Below are 24,027 nucleotides of genomic sequence, written 5' to 3'. Positions count from 1 at the left end.
AATAGATTTGTAGTAATAGGAGCAACTTATGAGTGAATTTTGGTTGGAGATAATAAAGTTTGGAATTCAAGGTATAATACTTGGTGGGGCTGGACTTTGGGTCACATATAAGTATTCAAAAAGCCAACATAAATTGGCTGAAGATGAATTTAATCATACCCTTTTAATACGGTTTAATGATTGGTATGATGAATTAAATGATAAGTTACATGATATCAAGACCCTTGAAAGCAATAATCAGAATGTTGACCTAAACTTTCTTAGAGAGAATAAGCCAGAGCTGTATAGCAAGCTCAATGATTATCTAAACTTATGTGCTGAGGAAAGACTTTGGCACTCAAAGGGCAGGATTGATCCAAAAATATGGAGTTCTTGGCAAGCGGGGATGAACTATTGGTATCAGAAGCTCGATACACTAGAAGAATTGTGGGAGAAGGAGAATACCACCACTAATAAAGACTCCTATTACCTGAGTGAAGGTGAACAACTGTTTATAAAACCAAAAAATTAACAGTATGAGTCAATCAACATACCTTGAAGACAAAGACTCTCAGCTGCCAGCTATTCGCTTGTTGCAACAGATGGGATATACCTACATCTCGCCAGAGAAAGCACTGGAAATGCGAGATGGGTTACTGACTCGGTTTGTGCTCACGGATATCATGGAAGAGCAGCTATCCAAGATTAACAAAATAGAATACAAAGGGGAAACCCTGCCCTTCCCGGAATCTGCTGTTAGCCGGGCGGCTTATGATCTACAACAACAACTGGATGAAGGACTGGTCAAAACAAATGAAAAGATTTATGACCTACTCACTTTGGGGAAAAGTTATGAACAGGTCGTTAAAGGAGATAAAAAAAGCTTTCCGTTCAACTATGTAGACTGGGAACATCCCGAGAATAATGTTTATCACGTCGCAGATGAATTCGAGATCAAAGGGAAAACACAGGTTCGACGAGTTGATATCGTCCTATTTGTGAACGGTATCCCCTTTGTGGCTATTGAAAATAAGCGTAGAGATAAAAAACATGCTTTAGACGAGGCCATCTCTCAACATCTGCGCAATCAAGGGAAGGAAGAAGTGCCTGGCTTCTTTCATTTTACCCAGTTGTTAATTGCTTCCTGCGTGAATGAGTTATCGTATGCAGCTACCGGAACAAGTAAGAAGTTCTGGTCGATCTGGAGAGAAGAAGAAGACATAGAGAAAGTCGTGAAGGAGTTGGTATCTCAACCAGATGTCAATGAAGATTGGAAGACAAGACTTCGAAGCCATTACTATGAAAAGCCACTCACAGCTTCTAAAGACCGGCAACCCACTACCCAGGATTTAAACCTATACAGCCTATGCAAACCTGACCGACTACTTGAGCTAACTCGCAACTTCACTGTGTTTGATAATAACACCCGTAAGATTGCTCGATATCAGCAGTATTTCGGGGTTAAACGAATGATGAGCCGGGTCCGTCAAACAGATTCAGACGGTAGTAGAAAAGGCGGTGTTATCTGGCATACTCAGGGTAGCGGAAAATCGATTACAATGGTGTTTATGTCTAAAAACCTGGCCGTCGCGGATGACATTCCCTCCCAGCGTATTTTGCTGGTTACAGACCGCACAGATTTGGATGATCAGCTCTATAAAACATTTAAGAGCTGTGGTAAAAGTATCACCAAAGCCAGAAGTGGTACACATTTGGCTAAGCTTATTAAAGATCCGGGCGCTGAAAACGTATCTACCATTATCAACAAGTTTAAGGCAGCTCTAAACCAAAAAAATCTAATCAATAAGTCTCGCAACATCTTTGTGCTCATAGATGAATCTCACCGTACCCAGTACGGATTGCTGCATGCACAAATGAAAAAGATTCTGCCCAATGCCTGTTACCTGGGATTTACCGGAACTCCTCTCATGAAAGATGAAAAGAATACTGCCAATAAATTTGGAGGTATTATTGATTCCTATTCTATGGATCAGGCCGTAGAAGATGGAGCTGTGGTTCCTATCATCTATGAAGGTCGTGCTGCAAAGCTGGACACCTGGAAAGAAAAACTGGATCGGGAATTTGAGCGGGACATGAAAGATATGTCTGAGGAGCAGGTTGCTGATTATAAACTTAGATATTCTACGCTGAATAAAGTGCTAACTGCTCAGTTAGTCATTGAAGAAATTGCCCGTGATGTAACCGATCATTTCTTGAAAAACCTCAAAGACACCAAGTATAAAGCACAGCTTGCCGTACCGGACCGCAAAACCGCTGTACGCTATTACCGCTATTTTAAGGAACGAGGCCAAATCAATGCAGAACTTGTCATCTCCCCCCCTGATACGAGGGAAGGTCATGATGATACCTATGACGATCCAAATGATGAAGTTCAGATATTCTGGCAACAAATGATGGATCGGTTTAGTAACAAAGAAGACTACGAAAAGAGCCTGGTTAACCTATTTAAATCAGACAGCCGGGAAGTGGAGCTGGTGATTGTTGTCTACAAACTCTTAACCGGTTTTGATGCTCCAAATAATACGGTGCTTTATATGGCTCGCTATTTGGAAGAGCACAACTTGCTTCAGGCAATTGCACGGGTAAACCGCCTTTTTGAAGGAAAAGATTATGGGTTCATTATTGACTATGTAGGGATTTTGGGAACCTTAACCGATGCTATTAACACGTACTCGGCGCTCAGCGGTTTTGAGCAGAAAGACTTACAAGGAATGGTAACTCCAATCAAAGAAGTTGCGGAAACCCTACCCAAACTCCATCAAGAACTCTGGGATTTATTTGAGGACTGTGAGGATACTTCTGACAATGAGGCAATGGAGCGACATCTTAGGCATGATGACTTGAGAGATGAATTTTATGAGAAACTCTCAAACTTTGCTCGCACCCTTCAGGCCGCTTTTTCTGCAGACAAGCTGTTTGATTATATCGATGAATCCAAGATCATCACCTATAAGAAAGACCTTAAGTTTTTTGAAAACCTTCGCAGGTCTGTGCGAATCCGATACGGTGAGGCCATTGATCACCGAGAATATGAAGATCGGGTGCAGAAGCTCATAGATTCCTATGTAGGCACTGAAGGCATTGATCAAATCGTTGATCCGGTTGATATATTCAGCGACAACTTCTTTGAGATGCAGAATAAGCAAAAAGAACGCTCCGATGCCTCTAAAGCGGATGAAATAGCCAGTAAGACTAAGAAGGTAATCCAGGAGCGTATGGATGAAGACCCGGCATTATATCGTAAATTCTCTGACTTAATTGAAGAGACTATTCAGAAGTTTTTACACGACCGAATATCGGAGAAAGAGTACCTGGAAAAAGTGAAAGATATTAATCAGGGTGTGAAGCAAGGAATTTGGGATGGCACTCCAAATGAACTTAAAGAACGTCCGGTAGCACGGTCCTTCTACAATAGCGTTAAAGAAGAGCTGGAAGAAAAGTTTGACGGTGCTTACCTACCTGTTGATGAAGAAGAACGAGAAGAATTATACACTAAAGCTGGTCTTGAATTGGATAAAATAATGGAAAAACTGACAATTGTGGATTGGGAAACTAATCCCGATGTCAAAAATCAGATGTTCATTGCTATTGAAGACTATATGATTGAATTATTCAGAGAATTAGACCTTAAACGAGATTTTGATGTCATCGAGCGCATTGCAGAAACCATCATCAAGTCAAAGCAGTCCTTTAGTACACGATAATATTCAGACGATTGAATATGGCACCACGTCTATTCAATTTAATCTGAGCTACTCAAGTCGTGAAACATTGGAAATTGCTGTATATCCCGATCAAACGGTTTGGGTTACGGCACCAGAGGAAAGCTCACTTGATAAAATTTATGAGAAAGTGAGACACCGGAGACGGTGGATCACAAAACAGATCAAACATTTTGACCGGTTCGAGAATGAACAGATAGAGTTTGAATATGTAAGTGGTGAAACTCATCGATATTTAGGCAAACAATACAGGCTCAAGGTATTACAACCTGAAAATGAAGAAGAATCGGTCAAGCTAAAGAGAGGCTACTTCTTTATTCATTCTAAACAGAAGGGGAACCCAAAGCATGTAAAAGCTCAATTGGATGCCTGGTACCGGGAAAAAGCCGAGGAAAAGTTTAGAGACCGACTCCAGGATTGTTTAGATATGGTTCAGAAGTATGGTATTGGAAAACCTAACGAGCTCAAAGTGTATCACATGGATAAACGCTGGGGAAGCTTCACGGCCTCTGGTAATATCTTACTAAATCCCGATTTAATTAAACATCCGGTTTACTGTATCGATTATGTGATAATTCATGAGCTTTGTCACATCAAGCACCCTCAGCATGACAGCAAGTTTTATGATTTACTGAAAAAGGTGCTCCCGGACTGGCAGAAGCGAAAGCATAAGCTGGAGGGATATAAGTAAACTTACGATTTTCTGTTTTTTTGAAAGACTTAACCAGTAATCACGTGGTCTTACTAATTGTCTGAAATTCAAAATGATTATTTGACAATATTGAAGAACTGCTCATTGACGGCGATGCAATTTTCATATTTTTAATTTCTGATTGATGCGATACTCATTCAAAAATCTGTTTTTCAAAATCTCAACTCTAAAGCCTGGTTTAAAAAAACAGAAAATCGCCCTTTTCTTTCCGTATATAGCCTCATATAAGGCCAATTTTCTGTAAATCACTTGTTTTCTACCGGGATATAAGATCCCCTATTCCTTTCACCAGGCCTCCTATGTTTAAAATTTTCTGTTTTTCTTTCACACACTGTTCAATTTTATGAAAACTGTAATTCTGTATATCTGAAATACTGATAAATTTATGATTCTCTTTAAAGCACTTACATGATTTTATGAAAATTTCACCCTTTGGTCCCTTAACGGTATGATTGGGCAGTAAGGAGCAAATATTTTTCAGTTTTTCAACCAATTCAATTTTCTGTTTTTCTCTCTTTTTTTGCATGCGACATCGCGAACTACAGTATTTTGCATCACATCTCTTAAATGATATGTCTTTTCCACATGTGACACATACCTTGGGTGCATTGTTCATACTTGTTCGGAATAGAAGTGAAAATTATGATTTGTAGACCAAGTAGAGCATGTAGACTTCTTCCAGTATTAAATTTTTAGCTGATAATCTGATTTTTCCTCTACATCCTCTACTTCCTCTACTTCGTTTCCTAAGACTGGGGTTATGCCTTTCCAATGTACTCGGCCATTGGAATAATACTTTTTGAACCCTTTCTGCTCTAGTTTCGGGTTGATGGTTTTGTTACTCATCACCTGTAATCCATTCTCCGAGCACCACAGCTCATAAGCAGATCGCAATTCTTTATTGCTACACGAATAAGTCACACCCTCCTTACACGTTTCCTGAATAAACGAAGTGAGCACATCCATTTCTCCTCGATAATTCAGGGTTTCCCTTTTTACTTTTTCAGGAATGGCTAACCTTCTACCATTACCCTTCCATTTTTCAAGTCCCTCGAGGGCCCAGTTAAAAATTCCTGGTAATTCCTTATACAACTTCTCCCGCAGATGCCGATCTCTTTCTTTTTCTGAAAATTGCCGGGCAAACTTGATCAGCCGAAGTCTTCTCCAAATGCCATCATCTGTTCCGGAAATTAATGGTTTGTGATTGCCAAATAGCCAAATGGTATGAGAGGGTTCGAAATCAAAAAATTCCTGACGAAGAAAACGAGCCGTTATGGTATCTCCACCGGTCAAATTCTTAACCTTTGCCTCATCAAGCCTTCGACCTTCTTGAATTTCAGAAAAAAGCACAAATCTGTGTCCATTCAACCTGGCTACATCGTTAGGGATAGCTGATGAATTACCAACATCCATAATCATTCGATTTTCTGCTTTGCAAGCATATTCATCAAACAATTTCATTAAAACTTCCACAAATGTGGTTTTACCGTTTTTCCCCTGGCCATATAAAAAGAAAAGGCATTGCTCTGACGTAAGTCCGGTTAGTGAATAACCAACCGCCTCTTGTAGGAAGGAAGCCATTTCCTCATCCCCATTCATTATCTGTAGAACAAACTCTCTCCACCTTTGCCCCCTTGCTTTTGAATCAAAAGAAAACGGAAGTTTTTTTGTGATAAAATGATTGGGATTATGCTTTAATTTTTTTCCAGAGTCCAGATCATAAGTAAGGTTTTCCAGGGTAATCATCATCAGCCGTTGATCGAGCTGATTTTCTGTAATTCTAATCCGTAGGTCTGTTCTTGCAATCGTAAGAATGGCATTTATTCCTGTTCCTTTAGCTGATTTTTTAATGTGTTGAATTTTTTTGTCTCTTAATTCTGTATCCTTGATTTTGGAGGCCTCCTCGTACATTTTCTCTATCAATTTCTTAGCATATCCTGAGACAATGAGTTCATTTGGGTCTTTTTTCCATCTTGCTCCATCCCAGACCAGCCAATGCTTTCCGTCTATGTTATATCTAACCTCCTCAGTAAACCTTTCTACAAACTCATTAGCATTACCAAATTCGGTATCCCAGAGACCATACTCTTCGTTTTCTGCATTTTTCATAAAATTACCATTAACTGAACCAGGCCCCTTACTTGCACTGTTTGCAATAGACTTAATTTCTGAATTTTCTAGAGGGGGATTACAGCGTAGTCTATTTATATCTATGAGTTCGGACTCAATTTGTATTCGGTTTGCCCCTCTTTTTCGTAATTCTACGCCAATACTAAATAATGTATCGTTGCGCTTACCCTCCCATATTGGGTCTGATGAACTCAGGTCCGGTTTATTTTCAGTTTTACGATGGTTCCTTAATCTCTTTACCAACTTGTCTGGAAAAGGCTTGATTTCTTCCAACCCAAACAAAAAGTCATATTTACTGCCAGATTTATGTAAACTACCTGGTGCGACCACATAACCACCGTCTGTCTTCACATCTAAGCCTTCTCCCAGTTTTCCACTGCTGTTCCTTATTTTATTTTCTCCGGGATAGAGATAATAAAAATGCTTCCCTCCTCCACCAGTCATTATGGTAGTTGTTTGCGTGAAGACACCTAATTCTTGTTCTAGTGCTTCTAATGACTCCTCACCTTTATGCCGTGGGTCCATATCAAGAACAACAATGTTGGATAACCGGCCACAAACAATTCCAATATTTGCCTCCGGCCATTTCTGCCACCATTCTCTAATTTGGCCGGGGTCATTACTTGCCTTTTCCGTCCAATTGCGTATTCTGGGATGCTTACCTTGGCTGTCACACCGTTGCCCACAAGAGCATTGGCCATTTGGAGTAGGTGTATGCAAAGGAATAAGCTTAAAGTTGTTATCTATCAGCTCTAATGCTTTTGAAAGATTACCCATCTGCTGTTACCGGTAGGCTTTTATCATATTATCTTGCAGGAACTCCTCGATTCCTTGCCTGGGATATAAGATTTTTCGCCCCTCTTTGGTATACGGTATTTTACCTTCGTCTCTATAGTTCTGAACGGTTCTTCTGGAAACATTCATCATTTCCATGACTTCCTCAGTCGTCAGCCAATCTTTTTTGAAGTCGGCCAAGATTGGGAGTTGCTCTTTAACGGCTTCTTTTACAGCTGAAGTAATCTCTTTTAGGGTATCTTCATCCAACTGTATGGTTATTGAATTCTTCATAACGAACGTGGTTTATATGATGAGAATTAAAGTTCATTACGAAGTTATAAAATGAAGCAAATAACACTTTCTTGGTTAACGAGATGGTTTTCTCGCTATTTGTTTTAATTCTTCCATTCTTTTCTTTTGGAAACGATTAGACCGGTCTACCATATTTTTTGGAGAATCAGGTAAGTAACAACTTTCATCAGGATCAATTCCAAGTTCTTTTAGTTCGTCATAGATGACATAGTAAGCCTCTTTAGCACCTTTATCCTTCTCCCCGATTAAATTGATGAATTTAATCTTACAGGCTGTCTTAAGTGTATGACCATAATTTACTAAATCTCTCAGCGTTTTATCTTGCTGGACAGACCATTTCAAACCACTACTAAGATTACTTGCTTTAGCTCTGTACTCTTCAAAAGTAATAAGGTGTCCCTTGATAAGAGCATAACTATGAGCATTACTTAATCCCTGGAATACTTTGTATTTCTCTGCAGCTTCAACCAGCTTCTCCTCGATTATTTTTAGGCCATCGAAAACTAGTGTATTAATATCTTCAAAATCTTCTATTACTAGATCATTTGGTAAGCACATACAGATAAAAGAATAATGTATTCTTATTAGTTCAATTCCCTCTCGGAGGCTGTTACTTCTTAAAGCCTCATCCAATGTTATGTGTACAAATTTCAGAAAATCACCTGCATCGGTGTTAGTCTTCATTGCTTCATTTTTAATAATATTTAGAAAATTATTTGAGAAGTTCATGACTTGAAAGCAATTCGCAACTGCCCTTTGGTGAAGTATTATTAAGTTATTCCCCGCTTTTTCTAGAATAACATGAAAACTAGATGGACTTTTCTCCGCGTTTGTTTTCTGTAAATCTTTATAGAGCATCTCATACCCTCTTTTATAAGCTTCATACATAGGGTCATCATTCTCATTCTTTATCACTCCATACCCATGGGTTATTTCTCTTATTAAGTATGGGTCAAATCTATCTGTTTGACTTCTGCTTGTAGATGTTTGCATAGATTTTCTGTTTGGTTTTATTTTAGTTGAATAAGCCCTCTACCGTTTTGTCTAAATGATCATTGCCAAGAGACTCTAGGTATTTGGTGGTTGTTTCTACACTTGAGTGTCCCAGCATTTCTTTTATCTCCAACAACCTTACCTTTTTCTTATTTGCTAACTGGGCAAAGGAGTGACGAGCTATGTGGGTAGTGATATTCTCATTTATATCCGTCTGACCTTTAATTTCTTTCAGGTACTTATTTACTATGGCTGTTTTAGAGGAAATCTGTGCGGAAAGAAAATTTTCATCACTGTAATCTTTACGATTATCTAATAATGGGAATACAAAGTGCTTGGGATTAGGTTTGGTCGTTCCTCTGTATTGCTTTATTATCCTTAGCGCCTTGCCGGTAAGTTTTAAATACATTCGCTTACCTGTTTTCCTCATTTCATAATCCAGATAACCCTCTTTTATTGAACTCCACTTGAGTGTTACTGCATCTCCAAAGCGCATACCCCGGCAGTAATAGGCAAATAGAAAAATGTTTTTGGAATCGAATATTCTAGTACCTGGCTTAAGATCAAGGCATTCAATGGCACTTATTTCATTTTGAGAAAGCTTTGATTTTGTGACAGGTTCACTTGGGATTTTATATATCCGAAATGGATATAGGTCAGCTGGTATCTTTCCTTCATTTATAGCAACATTAAACACCCTTTTAATCTTCTTCATATTGTTACCCACCGTATTCACTGCATTTCCATGTTTCGAGATGAGGTGGGTTTCAAAGCGTCTGAGAAACTGGACATCCATATCAGTGAAGTAGAGTTTATTCTTTGGCCAAAAACCCTTGAGCTTATTAAGTACGGTTCCATAGTTCTTATATCTTTGCAGTGAACCTTGAGCTTTGAAACCAGCTCTTAACTCTTCGGCAAAGCTTAAAAACTCTACTCTACTGGATTTTTTAACTCCATCTAACGAACCGGTTTCAAGAACTTTTTGCATTAAGTCTATATCAGCTTCTGGCTTGAATTGTTTAAGCTCTAAAACTAGAGTGTCCGAGTCTAGCTTCTTGACTTTGAGATATCGATTGATCTTTTCGTAGTGGGGGTGCGATTTACGAACTATTTCTTTTTCCTCATTCCAATGCTCTTTCTCCAGACCAATATCCAGTCGTATATACCTTGATTCCCTGTCATGGGTAACTCTGAGATATAAAGGGTGTTCATTCTTGTTCTTCCGCTTTTTTAAGTAGTATGATAATGTGGTCATAACAGTAAGCTTATATCAACTATCGATATTATGCAGTAAAGCTTACTGTAAAAAATAAGAAAAGCAAGGTTATTTCTGAATAAGTATGGGTAATTATTACAGTCTATTTAGAATAGTCTGGAGACTATAATCTAATAGCTTAAAGAGTTTCGGTAGGTTTTGCCGGTTGAATCATCATCATCCCAAGTAACTTCAATGTATTGTGGAACTGGTATTTGGAAGTTTAAACTTACTCTAAATGATATGTGACTATGAGGCCCTATTAAATAATCTCTTCCAACGGGAACTTGTATGCCTGGGGCATCCAGTATAGGATTATTATCTACTCGAATAGAGATGTTACGCGCTTCTGAGTTCCCAATATTTTCTACCACTAATTTTCCGGGATCTCGTTCAAGATGTGCCCTTAAAACCACACTATTCTGATCACTTTGCTCATCATCTCTTCGGGCACGGTCAATCTTATGAGACCTATACCACGTGAAAATAGATAGGATTATCGCAAGAATGGATATGATTAGTGCCCAGAATTCTAGTGATTTTGGCATGGGAACTAAATTTTCAATTGATAATAGTTTCAGAGGAGTCAATAACTTCAAATCCCCATTTAACCCATTTTTTAGAATGGGTATTAAAATGGTTTTCAGGTAACGAAACAAAAAGAAAATGTCGAGCTCTTGTCATAGCCACATATGCTAACCGTCGATCTTCTGTATTTTCACCATTTTCAATTGCATCCACAACTGAGTTCCAAAATCTAGTACTCCCAACGGTCATAACTGCATCAATACTTTCACCTTTAACTTTATGTATTGTCTCTGTTCTTATTTTTGGAAATTCATTTAGTACCACAAATAATGGTAAGCTCAGTTGATCATTCGATAAACCTCTTTTATTTATTTTATACCCAAGTCCGGATATAGGATTTAGACCAATTTCAACAATTAAGTCTTCAATATTTTTTTTAACAGTGGATATCCAATTACTCCCAACCAAATTAACTGATGGAAGTTTATTCCCATCCTTAACAAATCTCCATATACATAGTGCCATGTGTCGTGCTTCAATTGAATCCGGTTTTTCATTAATAATTTCCCAATAAGGGTCATCCCCAGTAATCTCCCTAAGAACTTTCTCAACAGTCTTTGATGCTTCATGGAAATCATTCATAGAATCTCTAAGAAATGCAGCCTTAGCCAGTCGTTTAGCACTTCCTTGCAAATCCTTATAATTTACCTTTCCCCTCATTAGCTCAAGTTCTTTATGACCTCTGCAAACAATTGCTGATTTATCCCTATCTAATTTTAAACTTTTCAATTTCCCCTGAAAGGTGTCTACACTTCCTTGATAATCATCAGAAGATTCACAGTAAACATATGCTTTATATTCTGCCCGGTTGCTTGGACCATAACCAGTAAAACCTTTATTACCACCAATCACCTTGACTACTGAAGCTATTTGATCATTACATCTAAAAGACTTGCTTAACGGTTTCTCTGGAATTTCCCACTTGTCCTTTAAGTTTAGGAGTGATGTAGCATCTGCCATACTAAACTCATAAATACATTGGTCCGGATCGCCCACTAATGTAATTTTCGAACCTTTCTCTCGTATTAGATTTAATAATACAATTAACCATGCATTTGTATCTTGAGCTTCATCAACAATAATTACTGGAAACCTTCTTGCCAGTAATGATGCAATATGTGGTCTTTTGGATAGTAAAATTACACCCCAGAACGCTCTTTGGGCATGAGTGTAATATCCCGATCCCAACAAGCTTAAAACAGCGTTTTTTGCTTGCTCAAAGGGTAAAACCTGATCATTATAAAAGTTAGATGTTTTGAATTTAATTTTATCATCTTCAGGGAAAGGAATTACCTGCCAAGCATGCTTTGGAATATTTCTCCCATTCGTCTTAACCCATACTTTTAAATTCGGGTCATCCCAATCACTTGGTCGAGGTGAACTAAATAGCTTCGGGCGTTTAGTTGTATCTGAAATTAAGTGTCCAAATGGAGTAATAATGAACCGCTCAACAAAGGAATCAAAGGTGCCAACATAATTTGGATCAGATAGTAAATCACCACGCCCAACCCTTGCGGTTGCATTTTTAAATTCACGAATAGCAACATTGGTAAAAGACATTAATGCTATTCCACCCGATTCATAATCCCATTGTGCTCCACGCCAGATAAATCTTCTGCAAGAAGTCCATGTTTTTCCACTACCCGGGGCCGCTCGTAGAAGGAATTCCTCGTCTTCTGAAAAAATTGCTTCCGTCTGCTCTTCTGTTGGGGATTGAGCAATTATTTTTTCTTTTAGGTTATGAAGGTTGCGCATCATTCACCTCGTTTTTTATTACTCCCAAATGTCGAAGAGCTTTTTTTATATACTCAGGTACAAACTCAGGTCCTAATTCAGTTTTACCAAGAATATAAGCAAGCTCCTGTGCAAACTTACCCTTTGAAACTTTTTTCTCTTTGAATACCTCAAGAAACCGATTAGCTTTTTGGTCAATACCATTTATACTATTTAATTCTTGTTCCAGGGTCACTCCAAGTTGCGGGTGAACTTCCTTGAAAGCGTTAATCAAATGAGATAGCATTACTTCAGATCTGGCTAATTCATGTTCAAATGTAATTATTGGCAATTCTACACTTAGATTGTGTACTACTTCTTCCTTTTCTTTTAACCCTTTTGCTGTTGCTGAAATATCTCCACCAATTTCATCTGCATCACCATCTGTTAATATTGCTATTGGCATATTTTTTTCATTCTGAACGAACAAGGATAAAAAAGCATCAAAATTAATACCCTGAGTATTAATTACTGTTATTGCTGATTCTTTCAGATCGCCACCAGCAAATTGAGTTAAAATAGGGAGCAATAATGCCTCAGAAATTCCTTCAACCATCAATATGCGTCTGGCAAAAAATAATTCTCCTCTTGTAGCATCCAAATATCGTTGTAATTTCTTTTTTGTCTTATCTTCAATTTTAATTTTATTTACACAAATTGTTGATACTATTCCATCTATATCGGAAACTGATATGACCGAATCTATCGGTGCCTGACTTGCAAGTATTGGAGAATGCGTGCTTGCAATAACTTGAACGTCGATTTCATCCTTCTCAGTTACCTTAGCTAAATGCCTGAGCAATAGTACCTGAAGTTGAGGATGGAGATGAGCTTCTGGTTCCTCAATCAGAATTGATTTATGTGAAAATTGATCTCCACTACTTAATGTAGCTAAAGTTGTTGCTGTAAAAATTAGATTGTTATATCCCAGCCCATTCAAAGAGAACGGTAGGTTATCTATCTCAGGTTGAAGGCCAGCAATTATGCGTCGGAAATTAGGATCATTAAATATTAGATCCGTTTTTTGTGATAGCTCATCACCGGTTATTTCCTTCAATTTATTGTTTATACTTCCAACAGCACTTTCGACTTGATCTAGACTGCGAATAGCCTGATTAGCAGTCTTAACTATCTCTTCATAGTCGGCTTCTTTGTCTTCAGATGTTATAGTTGAAAGCAATCGAGCAATTTGTGAATATTGACTTGGTCTAAGTCCTTTTTCAGGGTCTCGAAGCGGCTGCAAATACACCGTTTCAAGCCTATCATAATGATTACTTGGCAATGAGCCTCCCTCAGTCTCCCCTCCCCACATTTTAAAATTAGGCCTATTAGAAATAGTACTAAATTCAATTCTTAGATTAATCTGTATTTCAAACTTTCCATCACCAATATCTACAAGACATTCACTGAAATGAACTTCATCAATCTCACTAAGATCTGTGAATCGGCAAGAAATTTCGATTGGTTTGAAATCTGTACCGTATCTAAAGTCATCTTCTGAAATTTTTAAAGAATCGTAATCCCTACTTGGAAATAAAATAAGTCTTAAGGCATCAATAATTGCTGTCTTACCGGAATTATTCTCACCAACTAATATTGAAAGACCTTTCTGAAAAGTGACATTTAAAGATTCTATTTTTCTAAAATTCTTGATACTAAGATCACGTAGCCACATAAACCCCCTTGGTATTTTGGATTAATTAATATTTTAAAGCCGTTGTATAATTAATTTCTGAAGTTGTTGATATGCTTTAACCTGATCATATTCAATTTCAGGTCTGAGTAAAGCCATAATATCCCCAGTAAACTCATCATCTTGCATCTTCTCTTCCAGATTAAGCTCGAATTCACGGGCTGTAGGGGCTTTGTTGTCTTCCTGTTCCATGTAGGCATGAAAACACTCAATTATTTTGTCTATATCTACATCAAGGTTTTCCAAAGCATAGTGGAGGTCGAATAAATCCCGGCCTTTTTTTCGCTGGTATAATGCTCTGAGTTTGGTACCTAAAAGCTCTTCTGGCTGATAAGTCGTTACTTCCGCACTTCCCTGATACCAGGGATTATCTACGGAAAAAGTTTCTTTCTGTAACCCCAACACATTGAAATGTTCTCGTGTATTGATTTCAATTTTTACCCGCATGCTTGGCGGGGGACTCATTTCCGTTTCAAATTGATAGTAGACCGTGCAGTTATGCTCATTCAGTTTTACTTGCCGGTCATCTTTCCCACCCAGGAAAATTAACTGATCCCGAATAGCTTCAAGCATAGGTTTGGCTGGCCCAGAATGTAGCTGTACTAAATCAATATCTTCCGAATACCTCGCCTGAGGATGCAGGTAGAGTTTGTGCAACGCTGTACCACCTCGGAATGCGAGGTTTTCCTTCAAAAAATCATTGGAAAAGATCTCCACAACGGCCCTGGAAATAACCAAATCCTGTTCAACCTGTGAAGATTCAGTCCATGGAGCTACAGACCGCCATGCATCTATGTATGCTTTAGGGATCATAGTTAGTCAACCTCTACATTCATATTTGGGATAATTTTCCAACGGTTAGGTGCTTTTTGGTTTTCGGTGTCTGTTTTGGGATTTAGCTGAGTTGGATAGTAATTCCGGTTGTCTAATACACTATATATGGCATCAGCCAGTGTGGTTTCCTGAAGAACCTCATCAAACAAATAACCTAAACGTTGAAGGGTTGTGGTTTGAGAGAAATCCTCTGCTGCTTTTGCCATTGTGTCTGGTTTCAGCTCAATGACTAATTCAGCCAGAACCGTGGCGGCTCGGTTTATACCACCAATACGGTCTGAGTAAGAGACCAAGTCAAGAGCCGTTAATGCCGGATTTGAAATATTAATATATCCCGCATCTGTTTTCTGTTGAGTTACAAAATCAGCATTCCAGCCTTTTTTCAGGCAAAAGACAATAGATTGCTGTCTGTTTTTGATTGGTCTTAAATAAGGAGGCTCTGAGACCACGAATTGTGTTTGTGGTTGTTGATGAGCAGCTCCATGATACATGGCTGCGGTTAGTAGCCCCACATAATAATCCCTTTCCAGGAATTTCATCAGATCATCAATGAAATAACCCAAGGGTAGGGTTTGGCGGGATGCGTATTCCGGAGGAATGATTAGGTAAAAATTTTGTCGGAGCCTTGATATTCGATCTTTATCGGAAAGGCGCTGAATAACTTTTTGATAAGCCTCATCAGATAAATTAAACTCCGAAATGACATCATCCCCAGTAAATGTATATCGCCCTCTGCTTCGGAGTTGGTCTAAGTAGCGGCTAAGGTATTCGTATGTATTCCCGTTGTTCATTTTAGTTTTCAACTGCATTACTGGACGGAATTCATCCAGTTATGCAGTTAAGAACTAAAAAAGCATAATTAAATACAAGTATTAAGTGATTGGATAAGATGGCGTTATTTACTAACTGCATAGCTTATCCCCTTTAGTCTCTGTATTCTTACATTATGCAAAGCAGATAAACCCAAAAAATTAATTCATGCCCAATCAAATCTTATTAGATAACTGGACCTTGCAGGAAATCTCCCATTTAGGGCAATCAGGACTTTCAAGTGAACAAACAGACAAGTTAGTTGTGGATCAGAAACATGATTCACACTCTTTTGAGAAAATCTCTTCAGGCCTGATACAGCTACAGGCACTATTTAGTTTTCTGCAAAATTTAATTCTTCGTGAAACAATTATCACAGATAGTAAATTTATTAATGTTTGGGATGAAAGCAGCTCATTAAAAAGAATCCAATCGGATGGGTTAATTAAGGTTCACGACTTTCAAGAAGAAAAGCTTAAAGAGGTAAGAAAAGCAATTGTTTACCAACTATGTGTCACTTCCAGTATTCGAGAAATACAGCTGCAAAATGAACAGGAATGGGTAAAAAACAAAAGAAATGTTGATCAGTTCATGTCGCAACTTATTTGGGGCGGTGCCGGTATGCTGGCCAGAGGTCATGTATATGAAACCTTCTATTTACCCCATCCACTTCGAGGTCATGCGTTCAAACAATCTCCGATCGCTAAAAGAGATGCCTATACTGAAACATTAAGTTTCATTTCAACAAATCAAACCAAATTACTCTACTTCGATAATGAGGGCTTAGAGTCGATTCAAGCTAAATTCTCACTCCCTCCACTAATCTCAATAATCATTGAGGAATCAAATAGCTTTGAAGATTTATTTACAGTCGCATTACAACTAAGAAAAGAATATGAAGACCTGAGGTCATGGCTAAAAAAGTTTCAGGAAGCTATAGATCATGATGACACAAAAGAAATATCAAAACACACAAAAACTCTGAAGTCAATTCAAAAATATATTGAAGCCAAGTACAGCCCAGATAAGTTTGGCAGCCTTGATTTAAGTTTTGACATACTAAGTCTAAGTCCAAGTCTTTCAATACCTCTCTCGGTTAATAAAATTAGAAATAAGATTGGTGTTCGTTCTACTATCAATGATCTTATTCTAACAAGTGCAGGTTACTCCTCAATTAAAAAGCTTTTGAAGTTACTTGGAGAAGAAAATTCCACCCTTGGCAAGACGGTTTACGATGATTTAGTTAGGAGTTTTCAAAATGATGATAATAGATAAGACCTTATAATCCCGCAAACAAATCTTTCATTTTCCTATTTTTGACCCATTAAAACTAAAAGCATATTCTACTTTAATTCACATTAAAGTGCATTTTAATACCCTTGAGTGCAGATTTTCGCTTTCAAGAAAGAATAATATTTTTAAGCATTAAAACTCCTCAAAATCCGCATCAACTAGCCCATCTTCATTACCTGTAAACCCAACAACCCCATCTTCTTTATAATATGAAAACTTTAAAAATGGTATAAAAATCGAGTCATACTCGTGTACAAATGTTAACTGAGTATTTGATGTAAACTCAAAATTAAACCCTGCCTCGATGAATGCTGCTTGATTAGATTCAACAATAGCTTTTATACGATTAATATTATCTTCATCGAACTTTAAGCTTGCCTCTATACCTTTTATTGACACTGAAGTAGTAGCAATAAATCTTCTAACAGAACTAGCTCTAAAAAATCTATTTTTTTTAGAAATAATATCTTTTACATATTTATTATTCGGAGAATCTTCAAGCGCATTTTCAATTTCTCCCAGAGAAACCCTTCCAAACCACCACTCATTTAGCTTAACAACAGTAGATGTATTATTCTTAAGCAATGTAAAAATATCAGCATTAATACTTCCCATTTTTTGAGAATCAACTAGTGTTGCAAATATTTCAAGCTCATATGAAATTGAGTTATCAATAGTAAAATCACAGCCAGGACTTGTAGAAGTGCTATCTACTTTTAATGGAAATTCGGGGATTTCCTCCTTCAATGTTTCATAGCTATATCTAAGATTTGGATTACTTATTTTACCTGAAAACCACTTTTTTTCTATATCCCAAACATCAAGAGTCCCATTTTTATTAGCCATCGACATAAATTGGCTATTATTTTTATTAATGTTTAAGCCGGCAAAACATTTATCTGTAACTCCCCACCAAAACTCTTCAATATCCTGTGCAAACGCTATTTGGCAAGATAGAACTAGTAATAGAATAGATAGAATTGATTTCAACATTGCTTACCCCGGTAATTTTTAATGTTTAAGCATATATGCTTATCACCTTAATTTAATTATTTCTAATACTCAATGGGTATAATCACGTATTTCTACCGATCTTAACAATTCCTCTCCAAAAAATGCGTATTCCCCTTTACCCGGTGTAGGGTACTAGCCTTCGTAATATACTTTTGCCCAAACCGGTTTTTGATTTCATCCATGGCTTTGACCCGAGCCGCTTTGTCTTCATCATCCTGGAAAAATACATTTAGCTGATTCGTCTTATCAATCTTATGTGTGCCCAGCATAATGTTTCTGATTTCGATACCGTGCTCACAGGCTTTTTTAATTGCCGGACCAACCTTATTCATTAATGCCTGGTACACGTAATCATCAATATTGGTATGGGCCGGGGTGACAAACCGAAAGCCCACTCCCGGCTTATCTGGTTCGTTAAAGCCAAACATACCGGAAAAGGAATTAGCCCGGATGCCGTAGGCTCTTAATCGATAGCAGATGTGCTGCACGGCTATCGCATACTCGCCTTTTATCCGGTCTACATCAGTTGAGCCTTCCGAGAAAGTATGCCCGTAGCTTACGCCTTCTTTGGGCTGGTAGTCCTCGGAGATCTCTTCCATTACACGGCCTTGGTCTTTCCCAGTGATGGTCTGAAAAAGCATCTTGCCAAAGTTGGCTCCGAAGAGCCGGATAAAGGTTTTCTCGTTGCCACGCTCGGCTACATCGCCAATGGTCTTGTACCCTTCAGCCAATATATGTTCATGCCGCCGCCGCCCCACACCCCATACCTCTTCCACATCCAGGGGCCAGATCTCCGAGCGTTCTTCTTCGTCCGTTAATATCAGTGTCCGACCTTTCGGCTTATTCAGGCTGCTGGAAAGCTTGGCATAGGTTTTAGATCGGGCTATCCCAACCGAACCCACCAAATGAGTAGCCTGATAAATGCGCTTCTGTAAACGCTGGGCAAACCCGTCAATCTCTTTCCGAGAACGACCCCGAAGGAAGTCGATCTCCATGAAGTATTCATCCATCGAGTAGCGCTCGACTACCGGGGCAAATTCTTTAAAGATAAAATGCACCTGCTGGGAGATTCCGGTATAGGTGTCATAGTCGACCTGTAGCATACATACGTGCGGGCACAACTGATACGCCTCAAAAGCACTCATGCCTGTTTTGATGCCAAACTTGCGGGCTTCATAAGAAGCCGTTGCTACAATACCTTTTACCTGACCGCTCTCTTTTCTCCATCCTCCAACGATCAGGGGCAACCCATACATATTCCTCCGAAGCTGCTCGACCTGTGCATAAAAACAGGCGAAGTCAAAATGCAGATACAGGCGCTCTTTTTTGGAGCGGTGCTGATGCTCAGGGTAGATCGTATTGTACAGGGTAATCCGATGGACATCTTTCTCTGGCTGGTAAGGATGGGGCTTTTTATGGGGCATATTTTTCGGTATACATATTGATATGTGTAATATATGTGTGTAGTTTAAAATGACCAAATAGATTTGATGGTCATGAACAAATTTCCACTTGTAGATATGCTGGCGGTTTTCACACGGTACGGAGGGATTGAACCTCCGTATTGGCGCAAGCTATATCAGCGGGATGTCGCCCACGTACGGTCATGCCACAGCAAGGTGCAGGGAGGGATTAGAAAATCGTTCTATACCGTAGAAACAAAGTCCGGGGATATTCTGGACCTGGTGTTTGATGAGGAAGAATTACTCTGGAGCCTGATTCCCCAGCCGGGCTATGAAGGGAAAACCATTGACCGGATGCTCGTCTACGTGCAACGGCACAAACACCTGCCATCCCGGGCCCACCGGATTGTGCCTTACCGGTTTGAGTTGCTTCCGGAAGAGCTGGCTAAGAAGCATTATGATGGAACCGAACGACCGCTTATTCAACGCATGCAGCCTTATAGGTTTCAGTCGGGGAAGATTAACTCCGCCCAGGTTATAGGTATCCCCACCCGGCATACCGAAAACGTCATGATCACCAAAGAGCTAAACTACGTGGTGGAAACCGATGAACACCGGTTCTTTCACCTGGTGTATATCCTGGATCAGTTAGACTGGCGGATGATGCAGGAAGTGGATGAGGAGTTCTTTTTTGTTAAATAACGACCCGGCGTTTAAGCGGTTTTAACCAATTAATTTTTAACAACGGCAATAATTCTCAAAAACTTTTTAGTGGCAACCCGTGCTACGTTAAAATCCACTTGAAACGCCTTGATCTTTCCAAAAAGGACGTCCTCACGTAGATTGGATATTCCACAATAACACAACCCACGGAGGACATCATGACCTATTTAGGAATAGACCTTCATACACGTAATATGACAATTTGTGCGGTTTCATCCAACGGGAAGAAAATCGGTGAGTGGAAACTCACCAACCAGACCGATCAACTCGATGCGTTGATCCGGGAAATCAGTGGACCCACCAAGGCGGTGGTGGAAGCCACCAGCAGCTGGTACTGGCTCGCCGACTGGGCCGAAAGCCGGGACATAGAGCTCGTGCTGGCTCATGCCAAAATGCTCAAGGCCATTGCTTATGCCAAAGTAAAAACGGATTCGGTGGATGCCCACAGGTTGGCTCAGCTGTTAGCCGCCGATTTGATCCCGGCCGCTCATATGGTGATGGGCACCCGGAGGGAACTTCGGGAATTGCTTCGGGCGCGGCTTCGTATGGTCTGGCGCAGATGTAAGGTACAGGATAGCCTGTACAATCTGTTCTTCAAGTACAATGTGCCGATACCGAAATATCCGTTTCGTGATTTGAACCGATTGGAAGAGCATTTGAGCCGTCATCTTCCTCCCGCATCCAGCCTGGAAGCAAGCCTTCAGATCGATCAATTCAGACTGCTGGAAGCCCAGGTGTACCGCATTGAAAAACAGATTGATGGGTTTCGGTCGGAATTTCCTAACTACGATCGCATTTCTCAGGTGCCGGGCATCGGCAAAGTGAGTAGCTGGAGCATCCTGGCAGAGATCGGAGATATTTCACGCTTCAAAAGCGATAAGAATTTTGTCAGTTACTGCCGGCTGGTTCCGGGAGCCGCCGATAGTGGCGGCAAGCGACGCCATAAATCCCGCAACAAAGATGGCAATAAGTACCTGAAGGTGGCCTTTAGTCAGGCGGCAATCGGAGCAGTGAGTTTTTACCCACCGGTACGGCAGTTTTACAACAAGATCCGCCGACGGAGCGGTAAACATGTCGCTTGGACGGTTGTCGCCAAAGAACTGGCTCGTATTGTGTATTTCATGCTTTCCAGAAATGAGCCGTACAAAGGCTTTAAAGGGAAGGAAACACCCAAAGACACCTATTTAAACTGGCCTCATTCGGTAAGCCCGCGCAGCCTAAGAGGGCGTGATCGAGCAGATCCCTCACAGCCCGACGCAATTTGATTGGGACTCCGAATGGGTAATCGATGTAAGATCCGGGATGGTAACCCCACAGGTTACAGTCCCGACAAACGTGTCGGGAATAAGCCCGAAATGGTGTTGGATGGCCGGTTTATTACAAGGACCATCCCTTAGATTGAAAGAAGCAGGTTTAATTACCCAGTTAAAGTATCAATGAGGAAAAGAAAATTTAGTTTTTAAAGAAGTGCATAATCGCAGATGGGAAAAGACTATCTACTTGACAAAGTCCTTTTTAATGGTGTTAGGTGGCTTCTTTATTTTAACAAAATCATCTTCTTTGTTTTATTGAAGAACTCTGTCTTAATCTGATAAAAATATATACCACTAGATAATTCTTGAGCATTCCAAACGACTTTGTGTTCTCCTGATATCTTTCGTTCAGATATCAATGTTCTAACTTCTCTTCCAGTTATATCAAAAACTTTCAAAGTTACAAATGCGCTATAAGGTATATCGAATGAAATAGTTGTTGATGGATTGAATGGATTCGGATAATTTTGATTTAGAGTTAGCTCATTCGGAATATCGTTTTTATCAACTTTAATTGATGTAATTATATCTGATAAAGGCCGTTTAAATAAACCGATTTCTGTTCCAGCATAGATAAAATCATTATCTGTTTCTAAACTCCATACGGTTGTATCTGGAAGGCCGATATTTGAACTTTGCCAATCTTCACCTTTATTAGTTGTATAGAATACACCTTGGTCTGTTCCAGCAAATAAATTACCTTCGTTTACTGTTAGATCGTGAATCTTATTATTAGAGAGTCCTTCATTAACTTCTTGCCAATTAGTACCTGTTAATTCTCTTCTGTAAACCCCACCAAGTGTTCCTACAAAAATAGTTGAGTCCATCGTGGCGAACGACCAAACAAATAAGGTATTCAAGCCATCATTTATTTGTTGCCAATAATCTCCATTATTTGCAGAAAAGAAAACTCCGTCTCCCCATGTTCCTACAAAAATACTATCTCCTAAATAGGTAAAAGATTGAACATTTGTGTTCGGGGGACGAGACAATCCGCTATCCGCTTGAGTCCAAGAATTTCCATTGTCAGAAGAACGGTAAACTCCATGATTACTACCGGTAAAAACATCATCATCCTTCAATAATAATTTATAACCAATATTGTGAACTTTTGTCCAAGTATTAGCAGAATCTGACATTCTATAAACCCCACTTCCTTCGGTTGAAATAAAGATATCAGGATCTTTCAATAATATATCTAACACGGGAACTGGTGTTATGCCTTCATTGAATAAAGTCCATGTTTCTCCACCATCCTCTGACATAAAAATATTCTCATTTGAATACACTCCAACGAAAATATTTTCGTCTTGAATGGCAATTGCCCGAACCTCATTATCATTTAATCCCTCGAATTTGCTCCATTGCGATTTCGCATCAAAGCTAAAAAACACGAAATATATAACAGTAAAAAAGCAGATTTTTCTAAAAACCATTTTTTCCTCACTTTAATATTTACGGTTACTGTACTAAAGCCACCTAACATATAATTATATGGAATGAAGGAATGTGTGAAAATTCAGCATAAAAGTACAAGCCATTAATTAATACGTGTCTAACGGATAATACAGTATTTAATCAGAAATTCTTGACCAGGATAATTGTAGATAATATTTACTGATAAAAACCTTTAGGTCAGGAGTTAGTTTATCCAAACAGATCAGCCTTCTCTATCAACCCTGGCCCATTGTTTCTCACATTCCCTACTGCTTTTGATACAATATACTCTTGAATGCCATCTTCCGGATACGGCGCCAAAAACTCTTTCAGGAAGTTGGGATCATCATTTTCCGGGTTCAGCCAGTCATCAAACTCTTCAGGATGTAGGATCACCGGCATACGGTCGTGGATATCTTCCATCACTTTATTAGGATCGGTGGTTATGATGGAATAGGAGTATTCAGCATCTTTGTCCTCTGGGGCAAGGTCATTGTAGATCCCAGCAAATCCCATCAGTTTTCCCTGAGTTGGGTAAATAAAGTGTGGGGTTTTATTTCCTTTGCTGCCCGTCCACTCATAAAACCCATTAGCCGGAACAATACATCGCTTATGCTGAAAGGGGCCTTTCCACATGCGGCTTTTAATGACTTTATCGTCCCTGGTGTTGATAGGTAAAAACGGACGATCCCCTTCTTTGGGCTTCCAGCCCATGAAACCCCAGTGCATCGGCATCAGTATTCTTTTCCCATCTTCTCCGGTCATAGCTACCGGCATAATATTGGTAGGGGCTACATTGTAGTTTGGGTGGAAAATAAATTCTCCCTGTTTACCTGGTGCTCGATATTTGCCACTATCAATTGAGTTTAAGAAATCATCGATCTCTTGAATCTTACTAAACAATACATATCGACCACACATATGCCTGAGTTGAATTAGTGATTACCAAAATGTACTATTTGATTTCCAGAATATGAATTATTGCCAATACTCATGGAAATTCAAGACTTAATAAATCACAGATTCGCCCATATTGAACGGTCCATGCAACTTGGACTTATTCACTTATCTGAGCCCAGAGTTATATTTTGGTACGGCACCGTTTTAATAACCATCATGTAGAGTGGATTGATCGCCCGACAATTAAAGAGGGAGCTGAAATTCTGTTAGACATGGAGCTCAAGACAATTCAACTCGGTTGTGAGGGGACAACAGGCTTCCCGTATCTGGACTATTTTGAGTACA

19 protein-coding genes are annotated in these 24,027 nt (G+C 39.2%); 6 read left to right on the top strand and 13 right to left on the bottom strand.

Going from position 1 to position 24,027, the window contains the following annotated elements; genetic code table 11:
- Positions 1 to 28: 28 nt before the first annotated feature.
- Genes JJ941_RS09565 through JJ941_RS09555 form a run of 3 tightly spaced genes read left to right on the top strand, consistent with a single transcriptional unit; the run spans position 29 to position 4,413 of the window.
- Complete coding sequence (locus JJ941_RS09565; protein WP_290964339.1) at positions 29 to 511, top strand: hypothetical protein; 483 nt, start codon at positions 29 to 31, stop codon at positions 509 to 511.
- 4 nt (positions 512 to 515) lie between these two features.
- Positions 516 to 3,704: an HsdR family type I site-specific deoxyribonuclease gene (locus tag JJ941_RS09560; RefSeq protein ID WP_290964336.1), complete on the top strand. Its 3,189-nt coding sequence runs from the start codon at positions 516 to 518 to the stop codon at positions 3,702 to 3,704.
- The gene (locus JJ941_RS09555; RefSeq protein ID WP_290964331.1) at positions 3,658 to 4,413 is read left to right on the top strand and encodes a SprT family zinc-dependent metalloprotease; all 756 of its coding nucleotides are present in this window, start codon (positions 3,658 to 3,660) and stop codon (positions 4,411 to 4,413) included. The genes JJ941_RS09560 and JJ941_RS09555 overlap by 47 nt, the downstream gene beginning before the upstream one ends.
- Before the next feature lie 705 nt (positions 4,414 to 5,118).
- Here the strand turns inward: JJ941_RS09555 and JJ941_RS09550 are convergent.
- The 9 genes from JJ941_RS09550 to JJ941_RS09510 all read right to left on the bottom strand — a co-directional run bounded on the left by JJ941_RS09550 (position 5,119) and on the right by JJ941_RS09510 (position 15,598).
- Positions 5,119 to 7,341, bottom strand: a complete 2,223-nt coding sequence (locus JJ941_RS09550) for a phage/plasmid primase, P4 family (RefSeq protein ID WP_290964329.1) — start codon at positions 7,339 to 7,341, stop codon at positions 5,119 to 5,121.
- Positions 7,342 to 7,347: 6 nt separating this feature from the next.
- Positions 7,348 to 7,632 carry a helix-turn-helix domain-containing protein gene (locus tag JJ941_RS09545; protein WP_290964327.1) on the bottom strand — a complete coding sequence of 95 codons (285 nt, stop codon included), beginning with the start codon at positions 7,630 to 7,632 and terminating at the stop codon, positions 7,348 to 7,350.
- A 75-nt stretch (positions 7,633 to 7,707) separates the two neighbouring features.
- Positions 7,708 to 8,646, bottom strand: a complete 939-nt coding sequence (locus tag JJ941_RS09540) for a hypothetical protein (protein ID WP_290964325.1) — start codon at positions 8,644 to 8,646, stop codon at positions 7,708 to 7,710.
- Positions 8,647 to 8,668: 22 nt separating this feature from the next.
- Complete coding sequence (locus JJ941_RS09535) at positions 8,669 to 9,901, bottom strand: site-specific integrase (RefSeq protein ID WP_290964323.1); 1,233 nt, start codon at positions 9,899 to 9,901, stop codon at positions 8,669 to 8,671.
- Positions 9,902 to 10,032: 131 nt separating this feature from the next.
- Positions 10,033 to 10,449, bottom strand: a complete 417-nt coding sequence (locus JJ941_RS09530) for a hypothetical protein (protein ID WP_290964319.1) — start codon at positions 10,447 to 10,449, stop codon at positions 10,033 to 10,035.
- Between the two features lie 13 nt (positions 10,450 to 10,462).
- Entirely contained in the window at positions 10,463 to 12,247 is a 1,785-nt protein-coding gene (locus JJ941_RS09525) for an ATP-dependent helicase (RefSeq protein WP_290964316.1), read from the bottom strand.
- Positions 12,228 to 13,937 (bottom strand): AAA family ATPase, encoded by a 1,710-nt coding sequence (locus tag JJ941_RS09520; RefSeq protein WP_290964313.1) that lies wholly within the window; start codon positions 13,935 to 13,937, stop codon positions 12,228 to 12,230. The genes JJ941_RS09525 and JJ941_RS09520 overlap by 20 nt, the downstream gene beginning before the upstream one ends.
- 33 nt (positions 13,938 to 13,970) lie before the next feature.
- Entirely contained in the window at positions 13,971 to 14,768 is a 798-nt protein-coding gene (locus tag JJ941_RS09515; protein ID WP_290964309.1) for a nucleotidyl transferase AbiEii/AbiGii toxin family protein, read from the bottom strand.
- 2 nt (positions 14,769 to 14,770) lie between these two features.
- Entirely contained in the window at positions 14,771 to 15,598 is an 828-nt protein-coding gene (locus JJ941_RS09510; RefSeq protein WP_290964307.1) for a type IV toxin-antitoxin system AbiEi family antitoxin, read from the bottom strand.
- 169 nt (positions 15,599 to 15,767) lie between these two features.
- Between JJ941_RS09510 and JJ941_RS09505 the strand changes: the two genes are divergently transcribed.
- Entirely contained in the window at positions 15,768 to 16,874 is a 1,107-nt protein-coding gene (locus JJ941_RS09505; RefSeq protein WP_290964305.1) for a hypothetical protein, read from the top strand.
- Between the two features lie 150 nt (positions 16,875 to 17,024).
- Here JJ941_RS09505 and JJ941_RS09500 read toward each other — a convergent pair whose 3' ends face one another.
- Together JJ941_RS09500 and JJ941_RS09495 are read right to left on the bottom strand one after the other, a co-directional pair.
- Positions 17,025 to 17,885 carry a hypothetical protein gene (locus JJ941_RS09500; RefSeq protein ID WP_290964303.1) on the bottom strand — a complete coding sequence of 287 codons (861 nt, stop codon included), beginning with the start codon at positions 17,883 to 17,885 and terminating at the stop codon, positions 17,025 to 17,027.
- A gap of 101 nt (positions 17,886 to 17,986) precedes the next feature.
- The gene (locus JJ941_RS09495; RefSeq protein ID WP_290964300.1) at positions 17,987 to 19,330 is read right to left on the bottom strand and encodes a DNA polymerase IV; all 1,344 of its coding nucleotides are present in this window, start codon (positions 19,328 to 19,330) and stop codon (positions 17,987 to 17,989) included.
- 72 nt (positions 19,331 to 19,402) lie between these two features.
- Here JJ941_RS09495 and JJ941_RS09490 point away from each other — a divergent pair, with 72 nt between their 5' ends.
- Together JJ941_RS09490 and JJ941_RS09485 are read left to right on the top strand one after the other, a co-directional pair.
- Positions 19,403 to 20,011: a hypothetical protein gene (locus JJ941_RS09490; protein WP_290964297.1), complete on the top strand. Its 609-nt coding sequence runs from the start codon at positions 19,403 to 19,405 to the stop codon at positions 20,009 to 20,011.
- A gap of 179 nt (positions 20,012 to 20,190) precedes the next feature.
- Positions 20,191 to 21,297: an IS110 family transposase gene (locus JJ941_RS09485; protein ID WP_290964294.1), complete on the top strand. Its 1,107-nt coding sequence runs from the start codon at positions 20,191 to 20,193 to the stop codon at positions 21,295 to 21,297.
- Positions 21,298 to 21,569: 272 nt separating this feature from the next.
- Here JJ941_RS09485 and JJ941_RS09480 read toward each other — a convergent pair whose 3' ends face one another.
- Both JJ941_RS09480 and JJ941_RS09475 read right to left on the bottom strand, forming a co-directional pair.
- Positions 21,570 to 22,781, bottom strand: coding sequence for a T9SS type A sorting domain-containing protein (locus JJ941_RS09480; protein ID WP_290964291.1), 1,212 nt, complete (start codon positions 22,779 to 22,781; stop codon positions 21,570 to 21,572).
- Between the two features lie 211 nt (positions 22,782 to 22,992).
- Entirely contained in the window at positions 22,993 to 23,703 is a 711-nt protein-coding gene (locus JJ941_RS09475) for an SOS response-associated peptidase (RefSeq protein WP_290964289.1), read from the bottom strand.
- Between the last annotated feature and the right edge of the window lie 324 nt (positions 23,704 to 24,027).

Origin of the sequence: Gracilimonas sp. (assembly GCF_017641085.1) — a bacterium.
In the GTDB taxonomy this organism is placed as follows: domain Bacteria; phylum Bacteroidota; class Rhodothermia; order Balneolales; family Balneolaceae; genus Gracilimonas.
The sequence above is the reverse complement of the archived record's forward strand: the minus strand, read 5'-3'. Positions and strand labels throughout refer to the sequence as shown.

What these genes read in the sequence shown, in the direction of transcription:
- JJ941_RS09530 (WP_290964319.1), bottom strand. Translation starts at nt 10,449, where the DNA reads ATGCCAAAATCACTAGAATTCTGGGCACTAATCATATCCATTCTTGCG.
- JJ941_RS09500 (WP_290964303.1), bottom strand. Translation starts at nt 17,885, where the DNA reads ATGTTGAAATCAATTCTATCTATTCTATTACTAGTTCTATCTTGCCAA.
- JJ941_RS09560 (WP_290964336.1), top strand. Translation starts at nt 516, where the DNA reads ATGAGTCAATCAACATACCTTGAAGACAAAGACTCTCAGCTGCCAGCT.
- JJ941_RS09525 (WP_290964316.1), bottom strand. Translation starts at nt 12,247, where the DNA reads ATGATGCGCAACCTTCATAACCTAAAAGAAAAAATAATTGCTCAATCC.
- JJ941_RS09495 (WP_290964300.1), bottom strand. Translation starts at nt 19,330, where the DNA reads ATGCCCCATAAAAAGCCCCATCCTTACCAGCCAGAGAAAGATGTCCAT.
- JJ941_RS09515 (WP_290964309.1), bottom strand. Translation starts at nt 14,768, where the DNA reads ATGATCCCTAAAGCATACATAGATGCATGGCGGTCTGTAGCTCCATGG.
- JJ941_RS09505 (WP_290964305.1), top strand. Translation starts at nt 15,768, where the DNA reads ATGCCCAATCAAATCTTATTAGATAACTGGACCTTGCAGGAAATCTCC.
- JJ941_RS09490 (WP_290964297.1), top strand. Translation starts at nt 19,403, where the DNA reads ATGAACAAATTTCCACTTGTAGATATGCTGGCGGTTTTCACACGGTAC.
- JJ941_RS09475 (WP_290964289.1), bottom strand. Translation starts at nt 23,703, where the DNA reads ATGTGTGGTCGATATGTATTGTTTAGTAAGATTCAAGAGATCGATGAT.
- JJ941_RS09545 (WP_290964327.1), bottom strand. Translation starts at nt 7,632, where the DNA reads ATGAAGAATTCAATAACCATACAGTTGGATGAAGATACCCTAAAAGAG.
- JJ941_RS09485 (WP_290964294.1), top strand. Translation starts at nt 20,191, where the DNA reads ATGACCTATTTAGGAATAGACCTTCATACACGTAATATGACAATTTGT.
- JJ941_RS09480 (WP_290964291.1), bottom strand. Translation starts at nt 22,781, where the DNA reads ATGGTTTTTAGAAAAATCTGCTTTTTTACTGTTATATATTTCGTGTTT.
- JJ941_RS09565 (WP_290964339.1), top strand. Translation starts at nt 29, where the DNA reads ATGAGTGAATTTTGGTTGGAGATAATAAAGTTTGGAATTCAAGGTATA.
- JJ941_RS09520 (WP_290964313.1), bottom strand. Translation starts at nt 13,937, where the DNA reads ATGTGGCTACGTGATCTTAGTATCAAGAATTTTAGAAAAATAGAATCT.
- JJ941_RS09510 (WP_290964307.1), bottom strand. Translation starts at nt 15,598, where the DNA reads ATGCAGTTGAAAACTAAAATGAACAACGGGAATACATACGAATACCTT.
- JJ941_RS09550 (WP_290964329.1), bottom strand. Translation starts at nt 7,341, where the DNA reads ATGGGTAATCTTTCAAAAGCATTAGAGCTGATAGATAACAACTTTAAG.
- JJ941_RS09535 (WP_290964323.1), bottom strand. Translation starts at nt 9,901, where the DNA reads ATGACCACATTATCATACTACTTAAAAAAGCGGAAGAACAAGAATGAA.
- JJ941_RS09540 (WP_290964325.1), bottom strand. Translation starts at nt 8,646, where the DNA reads ATGCAAACATCTACAAGCAGAAGTCAAACAGATAGATTTGACCCATAC.